Annotated in this window: 23 protein-coding genes; 16 read left to right on the top strand and 7 right to left on the bottom strand. The window is 66.1% G+C overall.

Features of this window, described 5'->3' with window-relative positions; all coding sequences use genetic code 11:
* The 4 genes from CLU94_RS27870 to CLU94_RS27855 all read right to left on the bottom strand — a co-directional run.
* Positions 1-506 (bottom strand): hydrolase 1, exosortase A system-associated (locus CLU94_RS27870; RefSeq protein ID WP_099668092.1); only part of this gene is annotated, 506 nt, incomplete at its 3' end.
* Entirely contained in the window at positions 503-1363 is an 861-nt protein-coding gene (locus CLU94_RS27865) for a hydrolase 2, exosortase A system-associated (protein ID WP_099668091.1), read from the bottom strand. The genes CLU94_RS27870 and CLU94_RS27865, both read right to left, overlap by 4 nt.
* Positions 1360-1605: an acyl carrier protein gene (locus CLU94_RS27860; RefSeq protein ID WP_099668090.1), complete on the bottom strand. Its 246-nt coding sequence runs from the start codon at positions 1603-1605 to the stop codon at positions 1360-1362. The genes CLU94_RS27865 and CLU94_RS27860 overlap by 4 nt, the downstream gene beginning before the upstream one ends.
* Positions 1584-2339 (bottom strand): GNAT family N-acetyltransferase, encoded by a 756-nt coding sequence (locus CLU94_RS27855; RefSeq protein WP_099668089.1) that lies wholly within the window; start codon positions 2337-2339, stop codon positions 1584-1586. The genes CLU94_RS27860 and CLU94_RS27855 overlap by 22 nt, the downstream gene beginning before the upstream one ends.
* A 186-nt stretch (positions 2340-2525) precedes the next feature.
* Between CLU94_RS27855 and CLU94_RS27850 the strand changes: the two genes are divergently transcribed.
* Genes CLU94_RS27850 through CLU94_RS27840 form a run of 3 tightly spaced genes read left to right on the top strand, consistent with a single transcriptional unit; the run spans position 2526 to position 7371 of the window.
* The gene (locus tag CLU94_RS27850; RefSeq protein ID WP_099668088.1) at positions 2526-4145 is read left to right on the top strand and encodes an acyl-CoA ligase (AMP-forming), exosortase A system-associated; all 1620 of its coding nucleotides are present in this window, start codon (positions 2526-2528) and stop codon (positions 4143-4145) included.
* Positions 4142-5398 (top strand): pyridoxal-dependent decarboxylase, exosortase A system-associated, encoded by a 1257-nt coding sequence (locus CLU94_RS27845; protein WP_099668087.1) that lies wholly within the window; start codon positions 4142-4144, stop codon positions 5396-5398. Before CLU94_RS27850 ends, CLU94_RS27845 begins: the two co-directional genes overlap by 4 nt.
* Positions 5395-7371, top strand: a complete 1977-nt coding sequence (locus CLU94_RS27840) for an asparagine synthetase B family protein (RefSeq protein WP_099668086.1) — start codon at positions 5395-5397, stop codon at positions 7369-7371. Before CLU94_RS27845 ends, CLU94_RS27840 begins: the two co-directional genes overlap by 4 nt.
* Here the strand turns inward: CLU94_RS27840 and CLU94_RS27835 are convergent.
* Together CLU94_RS27835 and CLU94_RS27830 are read right to left on the bottom strand one after the other, a co-directional pair.
* A complete protein-coding gene (locus CLU94_RS27835; RefSeq protein WP_099668085.1) occupies positions 7280-8215 on the bottom strand; it encodes a polysaccharide deacetylase family protein in 936 nt (311 codons plus the stop codon). The genes CLU94_RS27840 and CLU94_RS27835 overlap by 92 nt on opposite strands.
* Entirely contained in the window at positions 8212-9498 is a 1287-nt protein-coding gene (locus CLU94_RS27830) for a putative O-glycosylation ligase, exosortase A system-associated (protein WP_099668084.1), read from the bottom strand. The genes CLU94_RS27835 and CLU94_RS27830 overlap by 4 nt, the downstream gene beginning before the upstream one ends.
* 152 nt (positions 9499-9650) lie before the next feature.
* On the opposite strand from CLU94_RS27830, the gene CLU94_RS27825 reads away from it, so the two are divergent.
* The 7 genes from CLU94_RS27825 (at position 9651) to CLU94_RS27795 (ending at position 19380) form a co-directional block, all read left to right on the top strand.
* Positions 9651-11735, top strand: coding sequence for a glycosyltransferase (locus tag CLU94_RS27825; RefSeq protein ID WP_257219040.1), 2085 nt, complete (start codon positions 9651-9653; stop codon positions 11733-11735).
* Positions 11736-11750: 15 nt separating this feature from the next.
* On the top strand, positions 11751-13223 hold the full coding sequence (locus CLU94_RS27820) for a lipopolysaccharide biosynthesis protein (RefSeq protein WP_099668082.1): 1473 nt from the start codon (positions 11751-11753) through the stop codon (positions 13221-13223).
* Positions 13224-13225: 2 nt separating this feature from the next.
* Positions 13226-14299: a glycosyltransferase family 4 protein gene (locus tag CLU94_RS27815; RefSeq protein ID WP_257219038.1), complete on the top strand. Its 1074-nt coding sequence runs from the start codon at positions 13226-13228 to the stop codon at positions 14297-14299.
* Positions 14289-15860 carry an MBOAT family O-acyltransferase gene (locus tag CLU94_RS27810; RefSeq protein ID WP_099668081.1) on the top strand — a complete coding sequence of 524 codons (1572 nt, stop codon included), beginning with the start codon at positions 14289-14291 and terminating at the stop codon, positions 15858-15860. The genes CLU94_RS27815 and CLU94_RS27810 overlap by 11 nt, the downstream gene beginning before the upstream one ends.
* Before the next feature lie 2 nt (positions 15861-15862).
* Entirely contained in the window at positions 15863-17053 is a 1191-nt protein-coding gene (locus CLU94_RS27805) for a hypothetical protein (protein ID WP_099668080.1), read from the top strand.
* Between the two features lie 41 nt (positions 17054-17094).
* Positions 17095-18288: a hypothetical protein gene (locus CLU94_RS27800; protein WP_099668540.1), complete on the top strand. Its 1194-nt coding sequence runs from the start codon at positions 17095-17097 to the stop codon at positions 18286-18288.
* Positions 18289-18375: 87 nt separating this feature from the next.
* Positions 18376-19380: a 2-hydroxyacid dehydrogenase gene (locus CLU94_RS27795; protein WP_099668079.1), complete on the top strand. Its 1005-nt coding sequence runs from the start codon at positions 18376-18378 to the stop codon at positions 19378-19380.
* Here CLU94_RS27795 and CLU94_RS27790 read toward each other — a convergent pair.
* Entirely contained in the window at positions 19369-19731 is a 363-nt protein-coding gene (locus tag CLU94_RS27790; protein ID WP_099668078.1) for a TfoX/Sxy family protein, read from the bottom strand. The genes CLU94_RS27795 and CLU94_RS27790 overlap by 12 nt on opposite strands.
* Before the next feature lie 98 nt (positions 19732-19829).
* Between CLU94_RS27790 and CLU94_RS27785 the strand changes: the two genes are divergently transcribed.
* The 6 genes from CLU94_RS27785 (at position 19830) to CLU94_RS27765 (ending at position 24171) form a co-directional block, all read left to right on the top strand.
* Positions 19830-20063, top strand: a complete 234-nt coding sequence (locus CLU94_RS27785; RefSeq protein ID WP_099668077.1) for a hypothetical protein — start codon at positions 19830-19832, stop codon at positions 20061-20063.
* The gene (locus tag CLU94_RS27780) at positions 20060-20527 is read left to right on the top strand and encodes a MepB family protein (protein ID WP_099668076.1); all 468 of its coding nucleotides are present in this window, start codon (positions 20060-20062) and stop codon (positions 20525-20527) included. The genes CLU94_RS27785 and CLU94_RS27780 overlap by 4 nt, the downstream gene beginning before the upstream one ends.
* A 229-nt stretch (positions 20528-20756) precedes the next feature.
* Positions 20757-21191 carry a GNAT family N-acetyltransferase gene (locus tag CLU94_RS27775; RefSeq protein ID WP_099668075.1) on the top strand — a complete coding sequence of 145 codons (435 nt, stop codon included), beginning with the start codon at positions 20757-20759 and terminating at the stop codon, positions 21189-21191.
* Positions 21192-21280: 89 nt separating this feature from the next.
* A complete protein-coding gene (locus tag CLU94_RS27770; protein WP_099668074.1) occupies positions 21281-21577 on the top strand; it encodes a hypothetical protein in 297 nt (98 codons plus the stop codon).
* Complete coding sequence (locus tag CLU94_RS28265) at positions 21578-22222, top strand: hypothetical protein (RefSeq protein WP_143451580.1); 645 nt, start codon at positions 21578-21580, stop codon at positions 22220-22222.
* Between the two features lie 209 nt (positions 22223-22431).
* Positions 22432-24171 carry a serine hydrolase gene (locus tag CLU94_RS27765; protein WP_099668073.1) on the top strand — a complete coding sequence of 580 codons (1740 nt, stop codon included), beginning with the start codon at positions 22432-22434 and terminating at the stop codon, positions 24169-24171.
* Positions 24172-24202: the final 31 nt, after the last annotated feature.

Genomic DNA, 24202 nt, shown 5'->3' with positions numbered 1-24202 from the left:
TAATGGCGCAAGGTGGCGCGCGCCAGGCCGGCGCTGCTGCGCACCCACGGGTTGAGCAAGACCAGCGCCTTGACGCGCGCGTCGCGCGGCGCATGGCAGGCGGCGGCCGTGGCGCCGTCGCACAAGCCCCACAGCGCCACTTCGCGCAAGCATGGCACGGCGTCGAAGAATTGTGCCAGCGCCCCGGCGATGTCGGGACCGGCGGCGCGGTAATCGCGCGCGCCGCCCTCGCTGTCGCCCATGCCGCGCAAGTCGAAACGCAGCACGGGCCAGCCTTGCGCGGCCAGCGCGCGCGCCAGCAGGACGAACTGGCGGTGGCTGCCGACCCGGTACTGCGGTCCGCCCGTGACGATCAGGACGCCGCGCGGGCCAGGCGCGTCGGGCAGGCTGAGGATGCCGGCCAGGCGCGCCTGCGCCTCCTCGTCTTCGGCTGCGCTGCGAAAGCGCAGGGCCAGCTCGCGCACGGCGTGCGCCGCGGGGTGCTGCCGGCTGTCGTCGCGCTTCATGGCGCGGGCCTTTCCTCGTCGAGCCAGTCGCGGCACAGTTCCCGCGTGGCGTACAGCAGTTGCGGACACGCGAGCAGCTCGCCGCTGTGCCAGAACGGGCCGTCATCGAAGCTGGCCACGTGCACGGCGGCGCCGCGTTTGCGCCATTGCCGCGCCAGCAGCGGCGGCGACCAGGCGTCCTTTTGCTCCGCCGCGCGGTAATCGAGCCAGTAGACGGGCACGCAAGGCAGCAGCGTCGACGCGTTGACACCGTCGATGGCCTGCGCCAGTTCGGGCGCCAGCAGGTAGCCGGCCACTTCCACAGGTTCACCTTCCGCCAGCGCGGCGCGCGCCTGGCCGGGCGCTTCCTGCGAGGCCCCGGCCAGCATGTGGGACGCCAGGCGCAGCCGCAGGAAGCGGTCGATGCTGCGCCGTCCGTCGAGTTCCGGTTGCCATAGCAGCAAGCGCGCCAGGGGCAGCGGCGCGCGGCTGGCGAAATCGAGGGCCAGCAGGGCGCCCAGGCGCAAGCCCCATACGCTCAACGGGCCGTCGACGCGCTGCGCCAGCCACGCGCAAGCCAGGTGCAGGTCGTTGTGCCAGATGTCCCAGCGCGCTTCGCCAAAGTCGCCGCTGCTGTCGCCGCAGCCGAACAGGTCGATCTGCAGCACGCTGTAGCCGGCCGCGGCAAAGGCGCGCGCCTGCGCGGCGGCCACGTGGCGGCTCTTGTTCAGCTCTTCCGCGAACGGATGCACGTAGAGGATGCCGCCGCGCGCGGCCTGGCCCGGCGGCGGCAGGTGCAGCAGGCAGTAGCGCTGGCCGCCGCTGGCGGGCAGGAAGAAGGGCAGCAGCGGCAGGGCGTCGAGGGCGGCGCGGTTCATGCCCGCAGCTTTGCAAACACGAAATCGTGCAGGGTGCCCACGGTGGCGAAGTGGCGCGCATGGATGTCGTCGTCGGCGACCGCGATGCCGAAATGGTCTTCCAGCGCGGCGATCACGCCGATCACGGCCATCGAGTCGAGTTCCGGCACGCTGCCCAGCAGCGGCGTGTGGGCTTCCAGCACGCGCCCGTTCAAGCCCAGCGTCGTGTCGAGGATGTGCTTTACTGCTTCAAGATGCGGCATGTCAGCTCCAGGGAAGGGTAGTGCGGCAGGGAAGACGTATCGAAGGCCAGGCAGGGAATATCGTCGGGACGGCGCGACAGGTGCAGATACGGCGGCAGGCTGGCGGCCATCGCTTGCCAGCGCCCGCAGCGAAGAAAGGTGGCCGTGCCCAGCGCGTGCGTGCCCAGGCGCGCATGGGCGCCCAGCGAGGCGCGGTTGAAGCGCGAGATGCGGCTGCACGTCCAGCGCACGCCCTGCGCGTGCAGCACGGCGTTGGCTTCTTCCCACAGGCGCGCGAAGACGAGGCCGCCGCGCCGTTCGGAATGCACCCACACGTCCAGGTCCCACGACGACTGCTGCGACGCCAGCGCATAGCGGGCGCGCACCTCGTCTTCCTGGTAGCCGTGGCGCAGCAGCCAGATCCAGCCCAGCATGCCCGACGCGTCGCGCGCCACCAGGCATTGCGCGCCTTGCCGGTAGCGCTCGCGCAGGGCGCCGGGCCGGCGTTCGGGACCGGGCGGCAAGTCCGCTTCCGCCAGGCAGGGCGTCACCTTGATCGACTGGCCGCGCCCGCGGCACAGCGAACCGGGCGCCACGGCCTGCGCGACGAACTGGTAGCGATATAGCGCGCAGCGTCCGCCCGGCGCCATCGCCAGCAAGCGCGCCACGGCCAGCCAGGCGCTGTCGCGCCAGCCCAGTTGATCGAGGCTGGCGGCCAGTCGTTGCAGCAGGGGAAATTGCGGGGACAGGGCCATGGCGGTAACGGATGGGGCGGCTATGCAGCCAACGCTGTCCATTAGAGCGCAGCGGCCAGCGGCGGTCTTGCGCCGGCTCAAGCTGTGTTGCTGAAACTGTTAATTGATCAAAATCAAGACCGCTGTGGCCGTTTGTCTGAATCATAGGGGAATGCATGGCAATCATGGCAACCCGGGGATGACACGATGGCGACACTGATACACGATCTGATCTTTGAAACGGCGCAGCGCGCGCCGCAGGCGCCGGCCCTGTCGTGGCAGGGAGAAGAAATGCACTATGCCGCGCTGGCGCAATCCGTGCGCGAGGCGGCCTGCACCCTGCTGGCCCTGGGCTTGCAGCGTGGCGCGCGCGTGGCCGTGTACCTGGAAAAACGCCCGGAAAACGTCAGCGCCATGTTTGGCGCGGCGGCGGCCGGCGGCGTGTTCGTGCCCGTCAACCCGCTGCTCAGGCCGGAGCAGGTGGCGTACATCCTGGCCGATTGCAACGTGGACATCCTCGTCACGTCGCGCGAACGCCTGGCGCAGCTGGGCCCCGCGCTGGCCGCCTGTCCGGACTTGCGCACGGTGCTGCTGACGGGCGAAGCACTGCCGGAATCGCGCCTGGGCAAGGTGCGCGTGCTGGCGTGGACCGCCGTTCCCGCAAATGTGCCCGCCAACGTGCCCGCCGGCGCGTCCGCGCCCCGGCCGCATGCGGCGATCGACGCGGACATGGCCGCCATTCTATATACCTCGGGCAGCACGGGGCGGCCGAAAGGCGTGGTGCTGTCGCACCGCAACATGCTGGCGGGCGCGCTCAGCGTGTCGGGCTATTTGCGCAATACGCCGCAAGACCGCATCCTGTGCGTCTTGCCGCTCAGTTTTGACTACGGCTTGAGCCAGCTGACGACGGCGTTTGCCAGCGGCGCCTGCGCCGTGCTGATGAATTACCTGCTGCTGCGCGATATCGTCGAAGCCGTCGAGCAGGAAGCCATCACGGGCCTGGCCGCCGTGCCGCCCCTGTGGGTGCAGCTGTCGCAGCTGAGCTGGCCCTTGTCCACGCCCTTGCGCTATATCACCAATTCGGGCGGCGTGATGCAGCGCGCCACGCTCGACCGGTTGCGCCAGTCGCTGCCGCGCGTGCAGGTGTACCTGATGTATGGCTTGACGGAAGCGTTCCGCTCGACCTACCTGGCGCCGGAACAGCTGGAGCGGCGCCCCGATTCCATCGGGCAAGCGATCCCCAACGCGGAAGTGCTGGTGCTGCGCCCGGACGGCAGCGCGTGCGACACGGACGAGCCGGGCGAGCTCGTGCACCGTGGCGCGCTGGTGGCGCTCGGCTACTGGAACGATGCGGCGCGCACGGCCGAGCGCTTCAAGCCGCTGCCGCCCCAGGCGAGCGGCCTGGTGCTGCCGGAACTGGCCGTCTGGTCGGGCGACACGGTGCGCCGCGATGCGGACGGCTACCTGTATTTCGTGGGCCGCAGCGATGACATGATCAAGACGTCCGGCTACCGGGTCAGCCCGGCCGAGATCGAGGAAGTCGTGTATGCGAGCGGGCTGGTGGGCGAGGCGGCCGCGCTGGGCTTGCCCCATGCCGTGCTGGGCCAGGCCATCGCCTTGCTCGTCACGCCCGCGCCGGGCGTCGTCTTGCTGCGCGACAGCGTGCTGGCCGCCTGCCGCGCGCGCCTGCCCAGCTATATGGTGCCGCTGTGGGTGGAGATCCGCGACGGCGTGTTGCCGCGCAACCCGAACGGCAAGATCGACCGCCCCTTGCTGGCCAGGGAACTGGCGCATGCGTATGCGGTCCAATCAGGAGATGCGGCATGAAGGACTTGATACGCTCGAACAATACGGAATTGCCATCGCACCAACCGCTGCGCCAGTTCGCGGTGGAAAACGACATGCTGCAGCTGGGCGGTGTTTCCCTGCGCCGGCTGGCCCAGCGGGTGGGCAGTACGCCGTTCTATGCCTATGAACGGGCGCACATCGCGCGGCGCGTGGCGGATTTGCGCGCCGCCTTGCCCGCCGGCGTGCACGTGCATTACGCCATGAAGGCCAACCCCATGCCGGCCGTGGTGCAGTCGCTGGCGGGCCTGGTCGATGGCATCGACGTGGCGTCCGGCGGCGAACTGGCCACCGCGCTCGATACGCCCATGCCGGCCGAACGCATCAGTTTTGCGGGACCGGGCAAGAGCGATGGGGAACTGGCGCGGGCCGTGGCCGCGGGCGTGCTGGTCAACGTGGAATCGGGCGCCCAGCTGGAACGCCTGGCGCTGGCCAGCGAACGGCTGGGCCTGACGGCCAGGGTGGCCGTGCGCGTGAATCCCGATTTCGCCTTGCGCCGCACGGGCATGCGCATGGGCGGCGGGGCGCAGCCGTTCGGCGTCGATGCGGCCCTGGTGCCGGCGCTGCTGGGGCGCATCGGCCAGCTGGGACTGGATTTTCACGGTTTTCACCTGTACGCGGGTTCGCAAAGCCTGTCGGCGTCAGCCTTGGCCGAGGCGCAGGCGCTCAGCGTGCAACTGGCCCTGCAATTGGCCGACAGCGCGCCGTCGCCCTTGCGCACCCTGAATATCGGCGGCGGCTTCGGCGTGCCGTATTTTCCCGGCGACCAGGCGCTGGACCTGGCGCTTGTCGCCGAAGGCTTGCAGCGGCAGCTCGCCATCCTGGGCCAGGAAGCGCCCGGCGCGCGCCTGAACCTGGAACTGGGACGCTATCTGGTGGCCGAGGCGGGCGTGTATGTGTGCAAGGTGCTTGAGCGCAAGGTGTCGCATGGGCAGGTATTTCTCGTGACGGATGGCGGCTTGCACCATCACCTGGCCGCATCCGGCAACTTTGGCCAGCTGATACGCAAGAATTATCCGGTCGCCATCGGCAACCGGCTGCTGGGCGGGCCGCGCGAAGTGGCGTCCGTCGTGGGGCCGCTGTGCACGCCGCTGGATTTGCTGGCCGATCAAATGGAGATGGCGCGCGCCGAGGAAGGCGACCTGGTGGTGGTGTTCCAGTCGGGCGCCTACGGCTTGACGGCCAGCCCGACGGCGTTTCTCGGCCATCCGCTGCCGGCCGAGGTGCTCGTATGAGCGGCCTGTGCGGTTGGCTGGCCGCGCCTGGCGCGGTGGCGCACGGCGCTGCCAGCCTTGCCGCTGCGCAGGGCGGCATGGCGTCCGATGGCGCCGCGCCCAACGCGGCGACCGCGCTGGCAAGCATGGCGGCGCCCCTGTCGCGTTTCGATGGCGCGCCGCTGGCCAGCAGCTTGAGCGAAGTGGGCGGCGTGGCCGTGGCCGCCATCGACGGCAGCCGCCATGTGTATCAGCAAGATGGCTTGCAAGTGGCCCTGTGGGGCCGGCCCGAGCTCGACGGTTCGGCCGACGACGTGGCGTGCCGCCTCGCTTCCCTGTGGCTGAGCCGGGGCGTGGCGGCTTGCGCCAGCCTGTCCGGACCCTTCGCGCTGGCCATCCTCGACGCCTTTTCCGGCTCGGCTTTGCTGGCCGTGGACCGCGCCGGCATGCATCCGCTCAGCTATGCGAGCAATGCGCAAGGCCTGTTCTTTGCCTCCTCGGCGGACGCTTTGCTGGCCCATCCGTCCGTGCGGGGCGCGCTCGATCCGCAGGCCCTGTATCACTACCTGTACTTCCACATGGTGCCGGGCCCGGCCACGGCTTACCTGGGCCAGCAGCGCCTGCTGCCCGGCGAATACCTGCATATGCGGGGCGGCAAGCAATGCAAGGGCAGCTATTGGCAGCTGGCCTTCCAGGAGCCGGCGGCGCGCACGCGGGCCACCTTCGCCAGCAACAAGCAGGAATTCCTGCGCCTGCTGCGACTGGCCGTGGAAAGCAGCCTGGGCGCGGATGGGGCGGACACGGGCGCGTTTCTCAGCGGCGGTACGGACAGTTCCACGCTGGCCGCCATCATGGGGCAGGTGACGGGCCGGCCTGCGCGCACGTATTCCATCGGCTTCGACTTTCCCGGCTATGATGAAATGGCGTATGCGCGCCTGGCGGCCAGCCATGCGGGCAGCCTGCACCACGAACGCTATGTGACGCCAGGCGACGTGCTGGCCGCCATCCCCGCCATGGCGGCCATTTTCGACCAGCCTTTCGGCAATGCCTCGGCCATTCCCGCCTACTATTGCGCGCAGATGGCGCGCGAGGATGGCGTGACGCGCTTGCTGGGCGGCGACGGCGGCGATGAACTGTTTGGCGGCAACGAGCGCTATGCGCACCAGGCCCTGCTGTCGCAGTACGAGCGCTTGCCCGTCATCTTGCGCCAGGCCATCATCGAACCGCTGCTGTTCCGTGAACAGACAGGTAAACCGTGGAGGCTGGGCGACAAGGCGCGCCGCTACATCGAGCAAGCCAGCTTGCCGCTGCCGGCCCGCCTCGACGGCTACAACTTGCTGCTGCGCCATGGTTACCGCACGGTGCTGGAAACTGGCTTCATCGACACCATCGACCCCGGCATGGCGCCTGGCTGCGTGAATGGCGCGTATTGGGAGCGGCAAGGCCAGGGCTTGAGCCAGATCAATGAGCTGCTGGCCCTGGACATGCGCTTCACCCTGGCCGACAACGACTTGTTCAAGGTGCGCAAGGCGTGCGAGCTGGCCGGCGTGGAAGCGGCGTTTCCTTTCCTGCACGATGCGATGGTGGCGTTTGCCGCGCGCCTGGCGCCGCGGGACAAGCTCGACGGACAAAATTTGCGGCCGTTCTTCAAGCGGGCGCTGGCCGAGATCTTGCCGCCGGCCATCGTGCGCAAGAAAAAGCACGGCTTCGGCCTGCCTTTCGGCCAGTGGCTGCACAGCCACGTGCCGCTGCGCGAGTTTGCCTTCGACAACCTGACGCAGCTGCGCGGACGCGGCATCGTGCGGCCCGCCTTCATCAACGATCTGCAAGGGCGCTTGCTGGCGGAACACCCGGCCTATCACGGCACCATGGTGTGGCTGCTGCTGATGCTGGAACAGTGGCTCAGCCAGCATCCGGGCGCGCTGGGTGCGCTTGCCGGCGGTTTTGCCGCATGCGCCACAGAAACGCCAGCCGTCCTCGATCCCACGGCGTAAAGCGGGGCAGCTGCAGCAGGTCCAGATCCGCGCCGGGGCGCGCCACGCCCCAGTCCGTCGCGACGGCCGCCTGGAAACCGAGGCGCTTGACCATCGCCACGTGCGGCGCGCCATAATCGCGCCCGGCCTTGCCGTTCGGATAGGCAAACAGGGTGACGGGCGCCTGGACCAGGCTTTCCAGCTGCTGCTTGCCATTCGCGATGTCCAGCTGCGCGGCCCGCTCCGCCAGGGTCGATAGAATCGGATGGCTGGCCGTGTGCCCGCCCAGCGTCATGCCGGCCCCGTGCAGCTGGCGCAGTTGCGCCGTGCTCAGCATGGCTGGCGCGCTTGCCCGGGCGCCCGCCTGGCGGCGGATCTGCACGGCCAGGCGCTGGCGCTGCGCAAAGGGCAGGTATTTGAGCCGGCCCAGCAAGGCGGCGATGGCCGCCTGCCGCTGCGCCAGGGTGGCGACGGGGAAAGCCCCCAATTCCTGTGCGCGCAAGTCCAGCACGGCGCCTGGCGCCTGGCGCACGGCGTCGATCACCGTGTCGTTCCACATCTGTCCCCCGTCCAGGTAGCCCGTGGCGATAAAGAACGTGGCATGCAAGCCGTGGCGCTGCAGCAGCGGCAGGGCGACTTGCGCATTGTCCGCATAGCCGTCGTCGAAGGTGATGCAGGCGGCGTGCGGCGGCAGGCTGCCATCCTGCAGGCGCCGCACGGCATCGCCCAGCGGCAGCGGCGTATAGAAACGCTTTAACAGGCGCAACTGGCGCTGGAACAGGGCCGCATCGACTTCGCCGGGAAACAGCGGGTCGGGCCGCGCCAGCACGCGGTGGTAGATCAGGATGGACAAGGCGGCCGTCATGGCTGCTCCGCGATGGCCGTGCGGGGCTTGGCCTGGCGCGATGTCGGGGCCGGCGCCTGCTGCTCGACGACGATGCGCGTGGCGATCAGGGCGGCCATCAGGTAGTAGGGCATGTCGAAATACAGCAGGCTGAGGAAGGCGCCGCCCACGGCAAAGCCGATCAGGCTGGCCTGGCTCATGGTGGCCAGGCCGTGCGCCCAGCGCAGGTCCGGCTTGCCTCGCGTGCGGCGGATGATGGCGGCCGCCGTGCGCCAGGTGGCGATGCCCAGCGCCAGATAAATGAGCAAGCCGATAAAGCCGTGTTCGCCCAGCGCCTGGAAGTAGATGCTGTGCGCCGCGTGCACATCCATGGGGTCCGGCGCATAGCGGGCGAAGACGGCGGCGTCGGAGACGTCGAAGCCGCCGCCGGAAAAGCGGTCGCGCGCCAGGTTCCAGGCCATGCGCCACGCATTCAGGCGGCCCATGGCGGACTCGTCGTCCTGGTAGGTATTGATGGTGTCCATGCGTTCGGCCCAGCGTTCGGGCATGAAGGCCAGCAACAGCGGCGTGACCGCGGCGAGCAGCGCGCCCAGCACCAGCTTGCGGTCGCTTTTCAGCCACATGAACAGGCCCATGGCGGCGATGGCCAGCAAGCCGCCGCGCGAATACGAGCCCAGCGCGGCGAGGGCCGACAGCAGCATGGCCCCGGACAAGCCGTGGCGCAGCCAGCGCCGGTCCGTGTTTTGCTGCAAGTAATACATGAGGGGGATGGTGATGATCAGGGCCAGGGCCAGCGCGTTGTTATCGCCGATAAACGTGTCTTCCGGCCCCCACACCCGTTCCGTGCCGCCGCTGCGGATGGTGAAGATGCCGCCTTTCACGCCGTAATAGCCGATCGAGCCCACCAGCACCCAGACCAGGCGCACGATGTCGCGCCGCGAGCGTATCACCATCATCACGACAAAGCTCATCAGCATGATCTTCATGACCTTGTTCCACTGCACCCACGACGACTGGGGCAGCAGGGCGAACGGCGCCGTCACGTTCATCCACGCGACGAACAGCAGCAGCAGCACGCTGACGGGGGTCAGCGGCAGGTTCTTCGGTTCGCGCGTCATGAGCAGGCCCAGCAGGGTGGCGATGGCGATGATGAAGGCGAACGGCATGTGGGTGGCGAAACCCCAGCCCTGCGTGTGCGGGTTCATGACGCTGACCCAGACCCACATCAGGCCGCCGATGGCCGGCGCCTTCAGGATGAAGGGCAGCGAACCCAGGATGATGACGGTGATCAATATGTCGCGCATGAAGGGGGACGCTCCTGGTGTTGCCCGGCTTGCCAAGGTCTTGATGCCTGTCAACGGGCTGGCGGGCAGGCTCAGTACACTGGTTCAATACCGCCCGGCGTTGTTGAAACTGCCAATCAGTTTTGTCATGGTAAGACCAAGGAGGCATGTCCTTGTTGACCGTTCTCATGGCGACCTACAATGGCGCCGGCACCTTGCCCCAGGTATTGCGCGCCTACATGGGCTTGCAGTCGCCCAGGGGCGGCTGGCGGCTGGTCATCGCCGACAATGGCAGCACCGACGCCACGGCCCGGGTGATCGCCGCCTTTCGCGGCCGCTTGCCCTTGAGCTATCTCTACGTGGCGCGGCGGGGACGCAGTCCCGCCCTGAACGGCGCCGTCGAACACGCCTTGCGCCAGGGCGGCGACGGCGGCGAGCTGTTCGTGTTTGGCGACGACGACGCCATGCCCGCATCCGACTGGCTGTGCCGCCTGCAGGACAGCGCGCGCGCCCACCCCGGCTACGCCCTGTTCGGCGGCGCCATCGTGCCCGCCTGGCGCCAGCAACCGGAGGAGTGGCTGCTGCGCCTGACGCCCGTCGGCTTGACGTGGGGCATCACCAGCGCCGACTTGCGCGACGCCCCCGTCTATCCTGGCCTCGTCTGGGGCGCCAACATGGCGATACGCCGCCGCATCTTCGAGGCGGGCGCCCGCTATGACGAAAGCATCGGCCCGCAGGGCGCCAATTACGCCATGGGCAGCGAAACCCGGCTCAACCTGGAGATGCATGCGGCCGGCAACCCTTCCTGGTTCTGTCCGCGGGCGCAAGTGGCGCACATCATCCGCGCCCCGCAAGTGCGGCGCGCCTGGATACTGCGCCGCGCCATGCTGTTCGGCCGTGGCCAATGCCGGCTGGCGACCCTCGCCCCCAGCGTGGAGTTATTCGGCGTGCCGCGCTGGATGCTGGGCAGATACGTGCGCGATACCCTGGGCGCCGTGCGGGCCTGGCTGCGGCGCGACCACGCCGACCTGTTCCTGCGCCAGTGGGAACGGGCCTGGCTGCGCGGCTTCTTCCATGAAGCGTGGCGGGGACGGCGCAAACGCTTGCCGCGCATCATCATCAGCAGTTATTCGGGCGAGCTGGGCGGCATGGAACTGCGCATGGCGCAAGAGGCGAAGATGCTGGGCGCGAACGGTTATGACAGCGTGCTGGCCCTGCGGCGCTTTCCCGGTTTCAACCAATGGGCGCAAGGCTTGCGCGCGCAGCAGCTGCAGGTGTGCGTGTATGAGCCGCCCTTGTTTCTCGAACACTGGGCCTGGCGGCGCTGGAACTGGCTGCGCGCCAAGGTCACGGGCGCGTGGCGGTTGCGGCGGCTGCGGCCCGACATCGTCCACGTGGCGTTTTGCTGGACGGCATATGGTGCTTCCATCCTGTGGCTGGCCCGGCAATGCCGGCTGCCGGCCGTGATCAGCGTGCACAATGCGTTTCCCCTGGAACCGTTCAGCGACTGGCAGCGGCCCCGGCTGCAGGAAGCGTTTCGCGCCGTCAAGGGCGTGTATGCCGTGTCGGCCTCGTCCATGCAGCATTTCCTCGACCTGTACCGCGACATGCTGGCGCCGGAAACGCGGCTGGCCGTGATTCCCAACGGCGTCGATACGGAGACCTTCATCGTCTCGCCGGAGCGGAGAGTACTGGCGCGCAAGCAGCTGGGGCTGCCGCCGGACGCCCTCGTGCTCGGCTGCGTGGCGCGGCTTTCCGCACAGAAGCGCCCGCAAGCGCTGCTGGCCCTGTTCGCCCGCCTGGCGCCCCGGTTTCCCCATTTGTATCTGGTGCTCGTGGGCACGGGGCCGCTGGATGCCATGCTGCGGCTGCAGGCGCAACAGACGGGCTTGCAGGACAGAGTCGTGTTTGCCGGTTTCCAGCAGCGCGTCGAATGGCTGATGCCCGCCTTCGACCTGCATGTGTTGCTGAGCAAAAATGAGGGTTTCGGCATCGCCACCATCGAAGCGATGGCGTGCGGCGTGCCGGCCGTGGGGACGGATGTGCCTGGAACCCACGATATCCTGCACGACAGCGCCGGCGGCTTGCTGCTGCCGCTGGACGATGAACACGCCGCCTGCGCGGCCGTGGCGCAGCTGCTGATGGATGCGCCACGGCGCGCCCGCATGGGACGGCTGGCCCGTGAAGAAACCGTGCAGCGCTATTCGATGCCGCGCCTGGAGCGCCAGCTGCGCCAGTTCTATGCCGGTCTCGTGTAGGCGCCGGTCACGCGGATGAATGCCACCCGCCATTCGTTTTTCTTTTCCTTCGCCGAAAAATACACGGTGCTGCTGCTGGGCATCATCGCCACCATGGTGCTGTCGCGCCTGCTGACGCCGGCCGAGGTGGGCGTGTATTCGCTGGGCGCCGTGCTGGTGGCGCTGGCGCAAGTGGTGCGCGACTTTGGCGTGGGGCAATACCTGATCCAGGAAAAGCAGCTCGATACGGTGAAATTGCGGGCCGCGCTGGCCACCAGCCTGCTCGTCGCCTGGCTGCTGGCGGGGGTGGTGCTGCTGGCCAGCGCGCCGCTCGCGCAATTCTATGGCGAACCGCGGCTGACCCTCGTGCTGCGCCTGCTGGCCATCAATTTTGTCTTGATCCCGTTCAGCGCGCTGACCTTGCCGATGCTGCGCCGGCAACTGCGCTTTCGCGCCATCTACGCCATCAACGCGGCCAATAGCGCCGTCAACCTGCTGGTGGCCGTGCTGCTGGCGCTGCAGGGCTGCAGTTACATGAGCATGGTGTGGGCGGCGCTGGCCGGTTCCTGCGCGTCGCTGCTGGTGAGCCTGCTGGTGCGTCCCAAGGAACTGCCGTGGCTGCCGGGACGGCGGGGCATGGGCGCCATCGGCCGTTTTGGCGCGTATGCGACGGGGGGCGGCCTCGTCGACGAGGCGGGCGTGGCGGCGCCGGACCTGATCATAGGCAAGCTGATCGGCATTGAAAGCCTGGCCCTGTTCGGCAAGGCGCAAAGCGTGCTCAATATCTTCAACCAGGCCATTACCAGCGCCATTTCTCCCGTCGTGTTTCCCCTGTTCGCGGCGCGTGCCCGCGGGGAAGGGGGGCAGGGCGGGGCGGAACTCGTGTATTTGCGCACGATCAGCTACATGACGGCGCTGGCCTGGCCGTTTTTTCTCTTTCTCGCCTGCATGGCTTTGCCCCTGGTCAAGGTGTTGTATGGCTCGCAATGGCTAGGCTGTGTGCCCTTGATCCGCATCATGTGCCTGTCCTCGGCCGTGTATAGCATGTTCAGCATGGCCCGCTACCTGTTCGTGGCGACGGGGCAGCTGCAGGCGCAAGTGCGGCTCGATGCCTGCGCCGGCGGCATCAAGGTGGCGCTGCTGCTGGCCGCGGCGCCGTTCGGCCTGGTGGCCGTGGCCTGGGCCGTGGTGCTCAGCAACGTGCTGCGCAGCTGGCTGAACTACGGCTGTCTGCGGCGCTTGAGCGCCCTGGACTGGCGCATCCTGGCGCGGGCCTTGCGCAAGAGCCTGCTGCTCTGCGGCGTCAGTAGTGTCGCGCCCGTCGCTGCGCTGCTGTGGCTGCCCGTGGACACGCCGGCACTGCTGGCGCTGGCGGGCACGGCGCTCGTCACCTTGCTGTGCTGGCTGGCGGGGATTTTCCTGTTGCAGCATGAGCTGGCCGGAGAATTTTTGTTATTGCAACGCAAGCTGGCGGGACGCTGGCTGGCAGTCAAATGGACGAAAGGATGACCATGCGTGTCGGTATCTTGTCCTACCCGATGCTGTTCCAGCGCGACGGCGGCTTGCAGATCCAGGTACGCGAAACCATTGCCGCGCTGAACCGGTTGCCCCAGCTGCCGGCGCGTCCCCTGGCCGTGCAGCTGGTCGACGCCAACCATCAGCGGCTGGCCGATTTCGACGTGCTGCACGTGTTTTCGGCGAGCAACGGCACCTACCGCATCATGGAAATGGCCAGCGAGCAAGGCGTGCCCGTGGTGCTGTCGCCGCTGCTGTCGCCGGGCTGGGGCCGGGCCAGCGCCTGGCGCGCGCGGCTGGCCGACCGGCTGGCGGGGCGCTTGACGGAATGGATGGTGCAGACAAGCTATGCGCAGACGCGGCGCGCCTTGCAGCTGGCCGACGTGGTGATCGCCCTGGGCGAGGCCGAGCGCGACGCCATCGTGCACGGTTTCGGCATGCTGGCGCAAGCCATCCGCGTCTTGCCGAACGGGATCAACCCGCATTTCTTCACGGCCAATGGCGACTTGTTCCTGCGCGAGACGGGCATCGCGGGGCCGTTCGTGCTGATGGTGGGCAGCATTTCGCCGTATAAAAACCAGCTGGGGCTGGCCCAGGCGCTGGCGGGCGCCGGCTTGCCCCTGGTGCTGATCGGCGCCGCGCCGCGCGAACAGCAAGCGTATCTGCAGCAATTGCTGGACTTGCCGCACGTCAGCTGGCTGGGCGCGCTCGACCACGCCGACCCGCTGCTGGCCAGCGCCTACCATGCGGCGGCCGTGGCGGCCTTGCCCAGCCAGGGCGAAGTGTTTCCCTTGAGCGTGCTCGAAGCGCTGGCGGCCGGCACGCCCGTCGTCATGACGGCGCAAAGCGCGCTGGACTTGCCCGATTCCGCGTTTGCGCTGCGCAAGGTGCGCTGGGACGATGGCGCCGCGCAGCGCCAGGCCATCCTCGCATTGCTGGCGCTGCCCCCCGGACGCGCCCGCGTGCAAGCGCTGGTGGAACGTTTTACGTGGGAACGGGTGGCGGCGCAGATCGCCGAGTGTTATTACCAGGCGCAGTCGCTGCCTGCCAGGAGGCAACATGCTGTTTAATTCCTTCGCCTTCCTGTTCGGCTATCTGCCCATCGTGCTGGCCGGCTATTTCCTGCTGGACCGCTGGGCCACCGCCGGCGCACCCGCCAGCTGGCGCCGCCTGGCGCCGGCCGCTTGGCTGGCCGGCGCATCGCTGTTCTTCTATGCCTGGTGGGATGTGCGCTACCTGCCGCTGCTGCTGGCGTCCATCTGCGTCAATTATGGCGCCGGGCGCCTGATCGGCGCGCGCGCAGGCGCGGCCCGCAAGCGCGTGCTGCTGGCGGCGCTGGCGCTGAACCTGGGTTTGCTCGCCTACTATAAATATGCGAATTTCTTCATCGACAGCGTGAATGCCGTCGCCGGGCTTGCTGGTGCTGGCGCTGGCAGCCTGCCGTGGTCCGGCCTCGACATCATCCTGCCGATTGGCATCTCGTTCTTTACCTTCACGCAGATCGCCTTCCTCGTCGATTGCTACCGGGGCGAGGTGCGCGAATACCGTTTCATCCATTACGTGCTGTTCGTCAGCTACTTTCCGCACCTGATCGCCGGGCCCGTGCTGCACCACCGCGACATGATGCCGCAATTCGCCGACCCGGCCAACGCCCACCCGCGCGCAGCCAATTTCGCCATCGGCCTGTCGATCTTTACCATCGGCCTGGCAAAGAAGGTGCTGATCGCCGACAACCTGTCGCCGCTGGCCATTCCCGTCTTCGCGGCCGGCGCCACGCCCACCCTGATCGAAGCGTGGATCGGCGTGCTGGCCTACACCTTCCAGCTGTATTTCGACTTTTCCGGCTATTCCGACATGGCCATCGGCCTGTCGCGCCTGTTCGGCGTGAAATTGCCGCTGAACTTCAATTCGCCGTACAAGGCGGCCAATATCGCCGACTTCTGGCGCCGCTGGCACATGACCTTGTCGCGTTTCCTGCGCGACTATCTGTATATTCCCCTGGGCGGCAGCCGGCGCGGCGAGGTCATGCGCTACCGCAACCTGATGCTGACCATGCTGCTGGGCGGCCTGTGGCATGGCGCCGGCTGGACTTTCGTCATCTGGGGCGGCTTGCACGGCCTGTACCTGGTGCTGCAGCAGGCGTGGCAGCGCGTGTTCGGCGCGGCGCGGGCGTACCGCTGGCTGCGCTGGTGGCCGGGCTTGTTGACTTTTCTTGCCGTCATGCTGGCCTGGATCTTTTTTCGCGCGCCCGACGTGGCCACGGCCTGGGATATCGCGGGCGCGCTGGTGGGCGCGAACGGCGTGAGCCTGCCGCGCGGCCTGGCCAGCCATGGGACCAGCCTGGCGCAGTGGGGCCTGCATCCCGCGTTCGACGGCATCCGCTGGATCGAACTGGCGGGGCCGGGCTTGCCCGTGCTGCTGGCGGCGATGTTGCTGGCCTTCAAGGCGCCGAATACGCAAGAAATATTCTTTCTCTACGAGCCTGCCATTGAAAGAATCTTTCAGCCGGCAGGGCGCTGGGCCTTCAGCTGGCGCCCCACGCGCCGCTGGAGCGTGGGTTTCGCCGCGCTGTTCATCGCCTGCATCTTCGGCATGAACCGGGTCACCGAGTTTCTCTACTTCCAGTTCTGAGCATGGATACCGCCGCCCGCCATTACCTCACCGGCTTTTTCGCCTGCGTCTGCCTGGTGCTGGGCGCCGTCTCCTTGCTCAATTACCAGGTCGACCCCTATCTGCTGCACCAGTGGGACAGTCCCTTGCTGCAGCGCCCGCGCCAGCTCAATGAAAAGCTCGGCGCCTGGGCCAAGACCTACGCCGTGGCGCGTTACCGGCCGGCCGTCATCTACATCGGCAATTCGCGCACGGAACTGGGCTTGCCGACGGGCGTGCGCGCCTTGTTCGACGGCAAGAGCGTCTTCAACAGCGCCGTGTCGGGCGCCTCGATCGGCGACGCCATCCGCCTGGCCGAGCATGCGGCCAGGGTCAGCCGCGTCGAGACCATGGTGTGGGGCGTCGACGCGCCCACTTTTTCCCTGGACATGGGCGCGGCGCGGGTGGAAGACAGCCTGACGGGCGCCGAGCACGGCTTTTTCGCCCGGCGCGCCCTGGTCAACCTGAAGCGGGGCCTGACCCTGGACATGACGGAAGACAGCGTGCGCATCCTCACGGGCAAGGCCGGCGACGTCTGCCGCTCCAACCTGGCCTTGTACGGGCAGCGCGACGAGACGTGCACCCGCAAGGGCATGCGGCACTGGCTGGGAACGAAGGACGCCATTCCCGTGCGGCTGCAGGAATTCGGCGACGGACTGGGGCCGACGCCGCCCTCGACACTGGCGCTCGACGCCAGCATCGGCAAGTTGTGCCGCAGTGGCCTGCGCCTGCGCCTGTACATCAACCCCACGCACGCGCTGACCTTGTACGCGCTGCACTGGCGCGGCAAGTGGGATGCCATGCAAGCCTGGCAGCGGGGACTGGTGCAGCTCGTCGAGCGCCACCGCCTGCACGGCTGCGACGTGCGCCTGCATGATTTTTCCGGCTTCAACAGCATCACGACGGAAGCGACCCCGCTCGTCAGCGGCAAGCCCGACATGCATTATTACTGGGAAGTGTCGCACTACCGGGACAATGTGGGCCGTTTGATCCTGGCGCGCCTGTTCGGCGGCGACACGCCGCCGCCGGCCGATTTCGGCGTGGAGCTGACGCAGGCCAACGTCGACGACCACCAGGAGGCCATGCGCGCGGCGCGCGACCGCTATGGCGTGGAACACGCGCGCGAGGCGGCCTATGCGCGGCGGGTGCTGGACGGGCCGCTGATCCGGCGCTGAACGCCATTTATCTACTCATGTTGTTACTTCCCGTGCCGACCATGGATACCACCGCCCGCCGCTACCTCGCCATCTTCTTCGCCTGCGTGCTGGCCGCGCTGGCCCTCGTGTCCGCCGTCAATTACCACGTCGATCCATATCTGCTGCACCAGTGGGACAGCCCGCTGCTGCAGCGATTGCGGCCGACGACCGAAAAGCTCAGCGTGTGGGGCAAGACGTATGCCGTGGCGCGCTACCGGCCGGCCGTCGTCTACATCGGCAATTCGCGCACGGAAATGGGCTTGCCGACGCATCGCGTGCGCACCTTGTTCGCAGGCAAGAGCGTCTTCAACAGCGCCGTGTCGGGCGCTTCCATCGGCGAAGCCATGCGCCTGGCCGAGCATGCGGCCAGGGTCAGCCATGTCGACACCATGGTGTGGGGCATCGACGCGCCTTCGTTCTCGCTGGAACTGGGCTCGGCCGGCGTGGAGCCGGGCCTGACGGACCCCGGCCCCGCGTTTTTCGCGCGGCGTGCCTTGCTCAACATCAAGCGCGGCCTGACGGTCGACATGACGCGCGACACCTGGCGCATCCTCAGCGGCAGCTATGACGGCGTGTGCCTGTCCAGCCTGGCCTTGCACGGCCAGCGCGACGAATCCTGCCTCACCAGCCGCAACCGTACCTGGACCGGCACGGCGCGCGCGTTCACGCCGCGCCTGCAGGAATTCAGCGACGGCCTGGGCCCCACGGCGTCCGCGCTGCACGCCTTCGATGCGAGCGTGGGGAAACTGTGTCGCGGCGGCACGCGCTTGCGCCTGTACATCAATCCCACGCATGCGCTCACGCTCGATGCCCTGTACTGGCGCGGCAAGTGGGCTGCCATGGAAGCGTGGCAGCGCGACCTGGCGAACATGGCCGGACGCTACCGGCGCCAGGGTTGCGACGTGCGCCTGCTGGATTTTTCCGGCTTTAACAGCATCACCAGCGAGCCGATCCCCCAAGTGACGGGCGCGCGCGAGATGCGCTATTACTGGGAAGCGTCGCACTACCGCGACAATGTGGGCCGCTTCATCCTGGCGCGCCTGTTCGGCGGCCCGGAGCCGCCGCCGGCGGACTTCGGCGTGGAACTGACGCAGGCCAGCATCGACGCCCACCAGGCGGCCATGCGCGCCGCGCGCGAGCGCTACCACGCGCAGCACGCCGAGGAAACGGCCTACCTGCGCCACGCGCTGACCTTGCCCCGCGAACCCAAATAGGCGACCGACGGCGCCAGCCGTACGGCGTGGGGCAGGGCGCTTGCGCTATGATAATGTTTTGCCATCCAGCAAGTTCCAGGACTCCCCATGAAAATCGCCTTCTTTGCCAGCCAGCCCTACGACCGCCGTTTCTTCGACGAAGCCTTGCCGGCCCAGCCCGATTCCGCCGGCATCGAACTGGTCTACCACAGCGCCTTGCTGAGCCAGGAAACCGTGGTCCTGGCGCAAGGGACCGATGCCGTGTGCGTCTTCGTCAACGACGTGCTCGACGCGCCCGTGCTGGAAGCCTTGCATGGCTACGGCGTGCGCGCCATCCTGCTGCGCTGCGCCGGCTACAACAACCTCGACCTGGAAGCGGCCAGGCGCCTGGGCCTGTTCGTCGCCCGCGTACCCGCGTATTCGCCGGAAGCCGTGGCCGAATACACCTTGGCCCTCGTGCAAACCCTGAACCGCCACACGCACCGCGCCTACGCCCGCGTGCGCGAAGGCAATTTCTCGCTGGACGGCTTGCTGGGCGCCACCCTGCACGGCAAGACGGTCGGCATCGTCGGCACGGGCAAGATCGGCCTGGCCACGGCGCGCATTTTCAAGGGTTTTGGCTGCACGGTGCTGGGCCACGACCCGTATCCGGCGCCCGCGTTCGCGGACCTGGGCACGATGGTGGAGTTGCCGCGGCTGCTGGCCGAGTCCGACATCGTCTCGCTGCATTGCCCGCTGATGGACAGCACGCGCCACATGATCAGCGAAGCAACCTTGCCGCTGATGAAGAAGGGCGCCATGCTGGTGAATACGTCGCGCGGCGGCTTGATCGACACGGGCGCCGTCATCGAGGCGCTCAAATCGCGCCAGCTGGGCTCCCTGGCCATCGATGTGTATGAGCAGGAAAGCAATCTGTTCTTCCAGGACCGCTCGTCCGACATCATCGACGACGACATCTTCCAGCGATTGATGACCTTCCCGAACGTGCTGGTGACGGGCCACCAGGGCTTCTTCACCATGGAAGCGCTGCGCGAGATCGCCGCCATCACGTATCACAACCTCGCGTGCTTCCGCCAGGGCAAGGCGTGCGAAAACAGCGTCTTAACTAGCTGATACTTGCTTCCTGGGCTTGGGCGGCGGCTTGGGTTTCGGCAGCGGCAAGGCGTCCGCCGTGCGCCGCGCCAGCTGGCTCAGCCAGTCGCGTTCGTCCCACAGCCCGCCATCGATGAGGAAATACGGCTTGGCTTGCGGATAGGGCGGCGCTTCCAGCAGCGTGCCTTGTGCGCTGATCCAGGCGCGGCCCGCGTCCGTCGGCTTGATGAACAGCTGGTCGTCGGCGACGATGGCGAACATCTTGCCGTCGCAATACAAGCCATACTCGCCAAACATTTTTTTCGCGCTGATGCTGCCCGCGCCCGCCATCTGGTCGAGCAAAAAATCCACCGTGCCTTGCTGTGATGCCATGTCGTCCTCCGTGTGAAAGAACAGTGTAGCGCACTGGCCAGGATGGGCCGCGGCGGCTACACTATCGCCATTATTTATTTTGCATTAGCTATTTTGCCATGACACCCCAGCATCTTGTTCACCGCGGCATCCGCATCGCCACCCTGGCCGCTGGCGATGCCATCGAATCCCATTGCGCACCGGGCCAGACGGCCATCCGCGAGCAGGGCGACGGCTGGTGGCTGTACTTTGTCGACGAGGATGGCAAGGTCGACGGTTATGACAGCCCGTTCGCCAGCCATGCCGAAGCGCTGTGGGCGGCCAAGGCCGCAGCCGAGTTCAGCGCGCAATGAAGGCCAGTCCCTGGGCTTTCCTGGGCTTGCCGCAAGCGCCCGTGCCGGAAGCGGAAAGCGTGGACTACGGCGCCTGCCGCGCCGAGCTGCATGGCAAGCGCCTGGTCTTGCGCGTGGCGAAAACCACGCCGACGAAGATCGGCCAGTTCGTCACCGTCTGGAAGCGCCCCCATCCCGACGCCGACATCGCCCCGCTGGATGAAGCGGACCCCGTCGACATCGTCATCATCGCCGTGGCTGACGACGTTGGCGCGCGGCACGGTTTTTTCATCTTCCCGCGCAGCGTGCTGATCAAGCGCGGCGTGATGTCGCGCGCCGCCCAGGGCGGCAAGCGCGCGCTGCGCGTGTATCCGCCGTGGTGCGCGCCGGAGTCCATCCAGGCACAGCGCACGCAGCGCTGGCAGGCGGCGTGGTTTGTGACGGCGGGGGAGCAGCAAAGACTGGAACAGCTGCTCGGGCAGTGATTGTTTCCGTTCACCTTAGAATTTATCGGCGCCTTGCCACTGTGATATAAGGGATTGAGAAATCTCTTTTTATCAGGATGGTAATAAAATCTTTGCTGAGGTATGGTAATCGTCCGCTGGCGGCCAGGAGCGGGCAGTGGTGTGCATTTGTTCCCTCGTATAAAGAGGCCTTTGCCATCATTGCTCCTATATGCCCACATCACAACTTACTAGATATGCAGGATCAAGAATGAATTGGATGAAAGAGGACTACCAGGTTTCTGCTGAAGACGGATTGTTACAGCTCGACGTGATACATGAGAATCTCAGCCGCAGCACTTGGGCTCGTGGAATTGACGAGGAGACCGTGGCTGAGGCGGTCAAGAATAGTCTCAATTTTGGTCTGTACCATAGAGGCCGGCAGGTCGGATATGCCCGGTTAATTACCGATTACGCTACTTTTGCCTACATGGCGGACGTTTTCGTGATTGAAGAATATCGTGGCAAGGGACTTGGCCGCTGGCTTGTCGAGTGCATGCTGAGCTATCCTGGCGTCGACCGCTACCGGCGGCTGCTTCTAGCGACCACGACTGCCGATTGGTTGTATGAGAAGCTTGGCTTCTCGACGCCGGAAAATCCCAAATTATTCTTGCAGATTAACCGACCGGCCATCTACGAGAAGTAGACAAGGATCGATGACCGGCAGCCCCACGGTCTTTTACGCGGTCTTTCAATTTCTGGGCCAGCTGGCTCAGCTACAAGTCAGGTTGCGACATGGAGTATTCGTTTTCACGCTTGATCATTGCGGCTGGCTTGGCTTGTTCAGTCATGGGCATGGCTGCTATTCAACAGATGCGCCTTGCTCGCCCGCTCCGTAAAGCGACGTACTTTCTGCTGAAATTGGCGGCGTTGATCTGGCTGGTGAGCGGCCCATTTGTCGGAACATTCTACAGTCACGGATTCGATGTGGCGTGGTACATGTTTGGTGCCGCCGTGAGTCTGGCCGGATGTGTCGTTGCCGGCATTGTGCTGCTTGCGTGGGCGGCTTTCACACGGAAAAGGCCAAGTTGAATGTGGAATTTTTTTAAGCGTAAAAATACGCCAGAATTGCCTATCACGCCTCAGATTGTGGCGCAGGTTGACGTTGAGACAGGTCAAAACAGGTCTGCAGAAACAAATAGAATATCCTTCTTGCGCGCTGAAAAAATTCTTGCGTGTTTTGAACATTCCCAGGGATTTCCAACACCTGACAGCGAGAGTGAACTCGACTCGCCGCGGGTACGCCAACAACTCTACAAAATTCTGCTGGAGCGGCCACTCGCGCCATACTCCACGCTAATTCGACAAGTCTTCGAGAAGGAAGTGCAGTATAGAATTGCGCTTTGGAATGGGACAATTAAGGATGATGGTGATTCTTACGAAGGAATTTATCGTTGTGCCTTCTTGCTTTATCGCCTCGGCAGCACAAGCGATATCCATAGCCTTTGGGTAGCAAAGCATATAAATATGGATGTCGGAACATCAATGGGCGTGGAATTTTTTATTGGGGCGGGATTTCAAGCGACAGTTTCATATTTGGCAGAATCGAACTTGCAGGATGCGGATGAAATATCCTCTTACGTAGCTGGCTGGTTCGATCAGGACGATTCAGAAAAATGGCAAAAGCACTGGGAGCTAAGTATGGTGCAGAATATTTCAAGTACCGGCGATTCGTGAAGGCCCACAACGGCGCAAAACCTGCCAACGGCGGCAAGCAGCCGGAATTCGCCGCGCCAGCAAATGCGGGCCGCAATTCATCCGGGAAAATGACCGTCCATGACTGATATTTGACGGCCTGTCGCAATCCCGCATGGCGGCAGGGTGCGCTGACGTATCGTCAACGTTTCCTTCCTGGCATCCGTCCATCACCGTTGAAAGAATCGTTCATGCGAGTTTATCCCCTGGCACTGGTCCTTCCCCTGTTGTTCGCAAGTGGCGCCCGGGCGGACGCATTGGACGACATCATCAAGGCTGAAATGACGATGCGGCAAATCCCCGGACTGTCGCTGGCCATCATCGAGAACGGCAAAATTGTCAGGGCGCAAGGGTACGGTGTCACGGAAAAAGGCGGCAAGACGCCGGTTAGCCCGCACACGCTGTTCCAGGCCGGTTCGGTCAGCAAGCCGGTTGCCGCGCTGGGGGCGCTGCACCTGGTAGAGCAGGGCAAGCTTGGCCTTGACGAAGACGTCAATCCCCGCCTGCTCACGTGGAAGCTGCCGGACAGCGCCCTGACGGCCGAACAGAAGGTGACCTTGCGCAGGCTGCTCAGCCACAACGCGGGGCTGACCGTGCACGGCTTCCCCGGCTACGCCAGCAATGCGCCGCTGCCCACCGTGATCCAGGTGCTGAACGGCGAGCAACCGGCGAATACGGCACCCATCCGCGTTGACATGGTTCCAGGCAGCAAGGTGCGTTACTCCGGTGGCGGCTATACCGTCATGCAACAAACGGTGGCCGACGTGAGCGGCCAGGCGTATCCCGACTACATGCGCGACGCGGTCCTCACGCCCCTGGGCATGCATGAGAGTTCCTATGTGCAACCGCCGCCAGCCGAGCGCGCGCGCCTGAATGCCAGCGGCCACCTTGCCGACCGCAGCCTGGTGGCGGGACGCTGGCATGTGTATCCGGAAATGGCGGCGGCCGGTTTATGGACCAACGCGTCGGACCTGGCGCGCTTCGCCATCGGCGTGCAGCAATCGCTGGCCGGCACGTCGAATCCGGTCATTTCGGCAGCCTTGACGCAACAGATGCTGACCCCGCAAATAGAGAACGCGGGCCTGGGCGTCTTCCTGCACGGCAGCGGCAGCGCGCAACGCTTCTCGCACGGCGGGCGTGACGAAGGCTTCGACACCGTGTTGACGGCATTTTCCCGCACGGGCCAGGGCGCCGTGATCATGATTAACGCGAATGACAATTCCCGCATGATGGACCGCCTGACCGACGCCATCGGCCGCGCCTATCGCTGGCCGGATGCCGATTACGCCGTCTTGCGCAAGCAGCCCGCCATCAAGATCGATGCCAGGGCGCTCGGCCGCTACACGGGCCGCTACGAGTTGGCGAACAACACGATAGGCACCTTCGATATGCAGGGGGGCCAGCTGCGCAGCATTTACGATGGCTTGCCGGACGAAACTTTCGTGCCTGTCGGCGCGCACCGCTTCCATTCGACGTCGCGCAATTGCGAACTGGCGTTCGCCGTCGATGCACAGGGCGAGGTGACAGGCGTCGTCGTGACGACCAAGGACAAAGCCAGCACGGCGCCGCGCATCGGCCCGCTGATGCACACCTTGAAAGCGCGCACCGACCCCAAGCCTGCGCGTACCCGGAGTGTGCAAGCCTTGCTGGCCGACATTGCGCGTGGCGGCAGCGCCCTGGCCAATTCGGACTTTGCGACATCTGGCATCAAGAGCAACTTTGGCACGCAGGCGATTGGCGAACTCGCCAATGTGAAGTCGCTGACTTTTTTGCACGAGCAAGCTGTTGCAGGCCGCGCGATCGAACGGCATGGCAGCAAGGTGGACAGCGTCCTTGCCTTCCACGTCAGCGGCATCCAGCCGGAGCGTACGCTGCTGGTTTTCCTGACGGCGGACGGCTTGTTTGCCGACTTCGATCTGGTGGACGACTGAACGCTGCGGTCGAGCACGGTGTTTCCCTGGA

Origin of the sequence: Janthinobacterium sp. 13, from assembly GCF_002749695.1 — a bacterium.
In the GTDB taxonomy this organism is placed as follows: domain Bacteria; phylum Pseudomonadota; class Gammaproteobacteria; order Burkholderiales; family Burkholderiaceae_D; genus Janthinobacterium; species Janthinobacterium kumbetense.
This window is presented reverse-complemented; position numbering and strand designations above follow the sequence as displayed.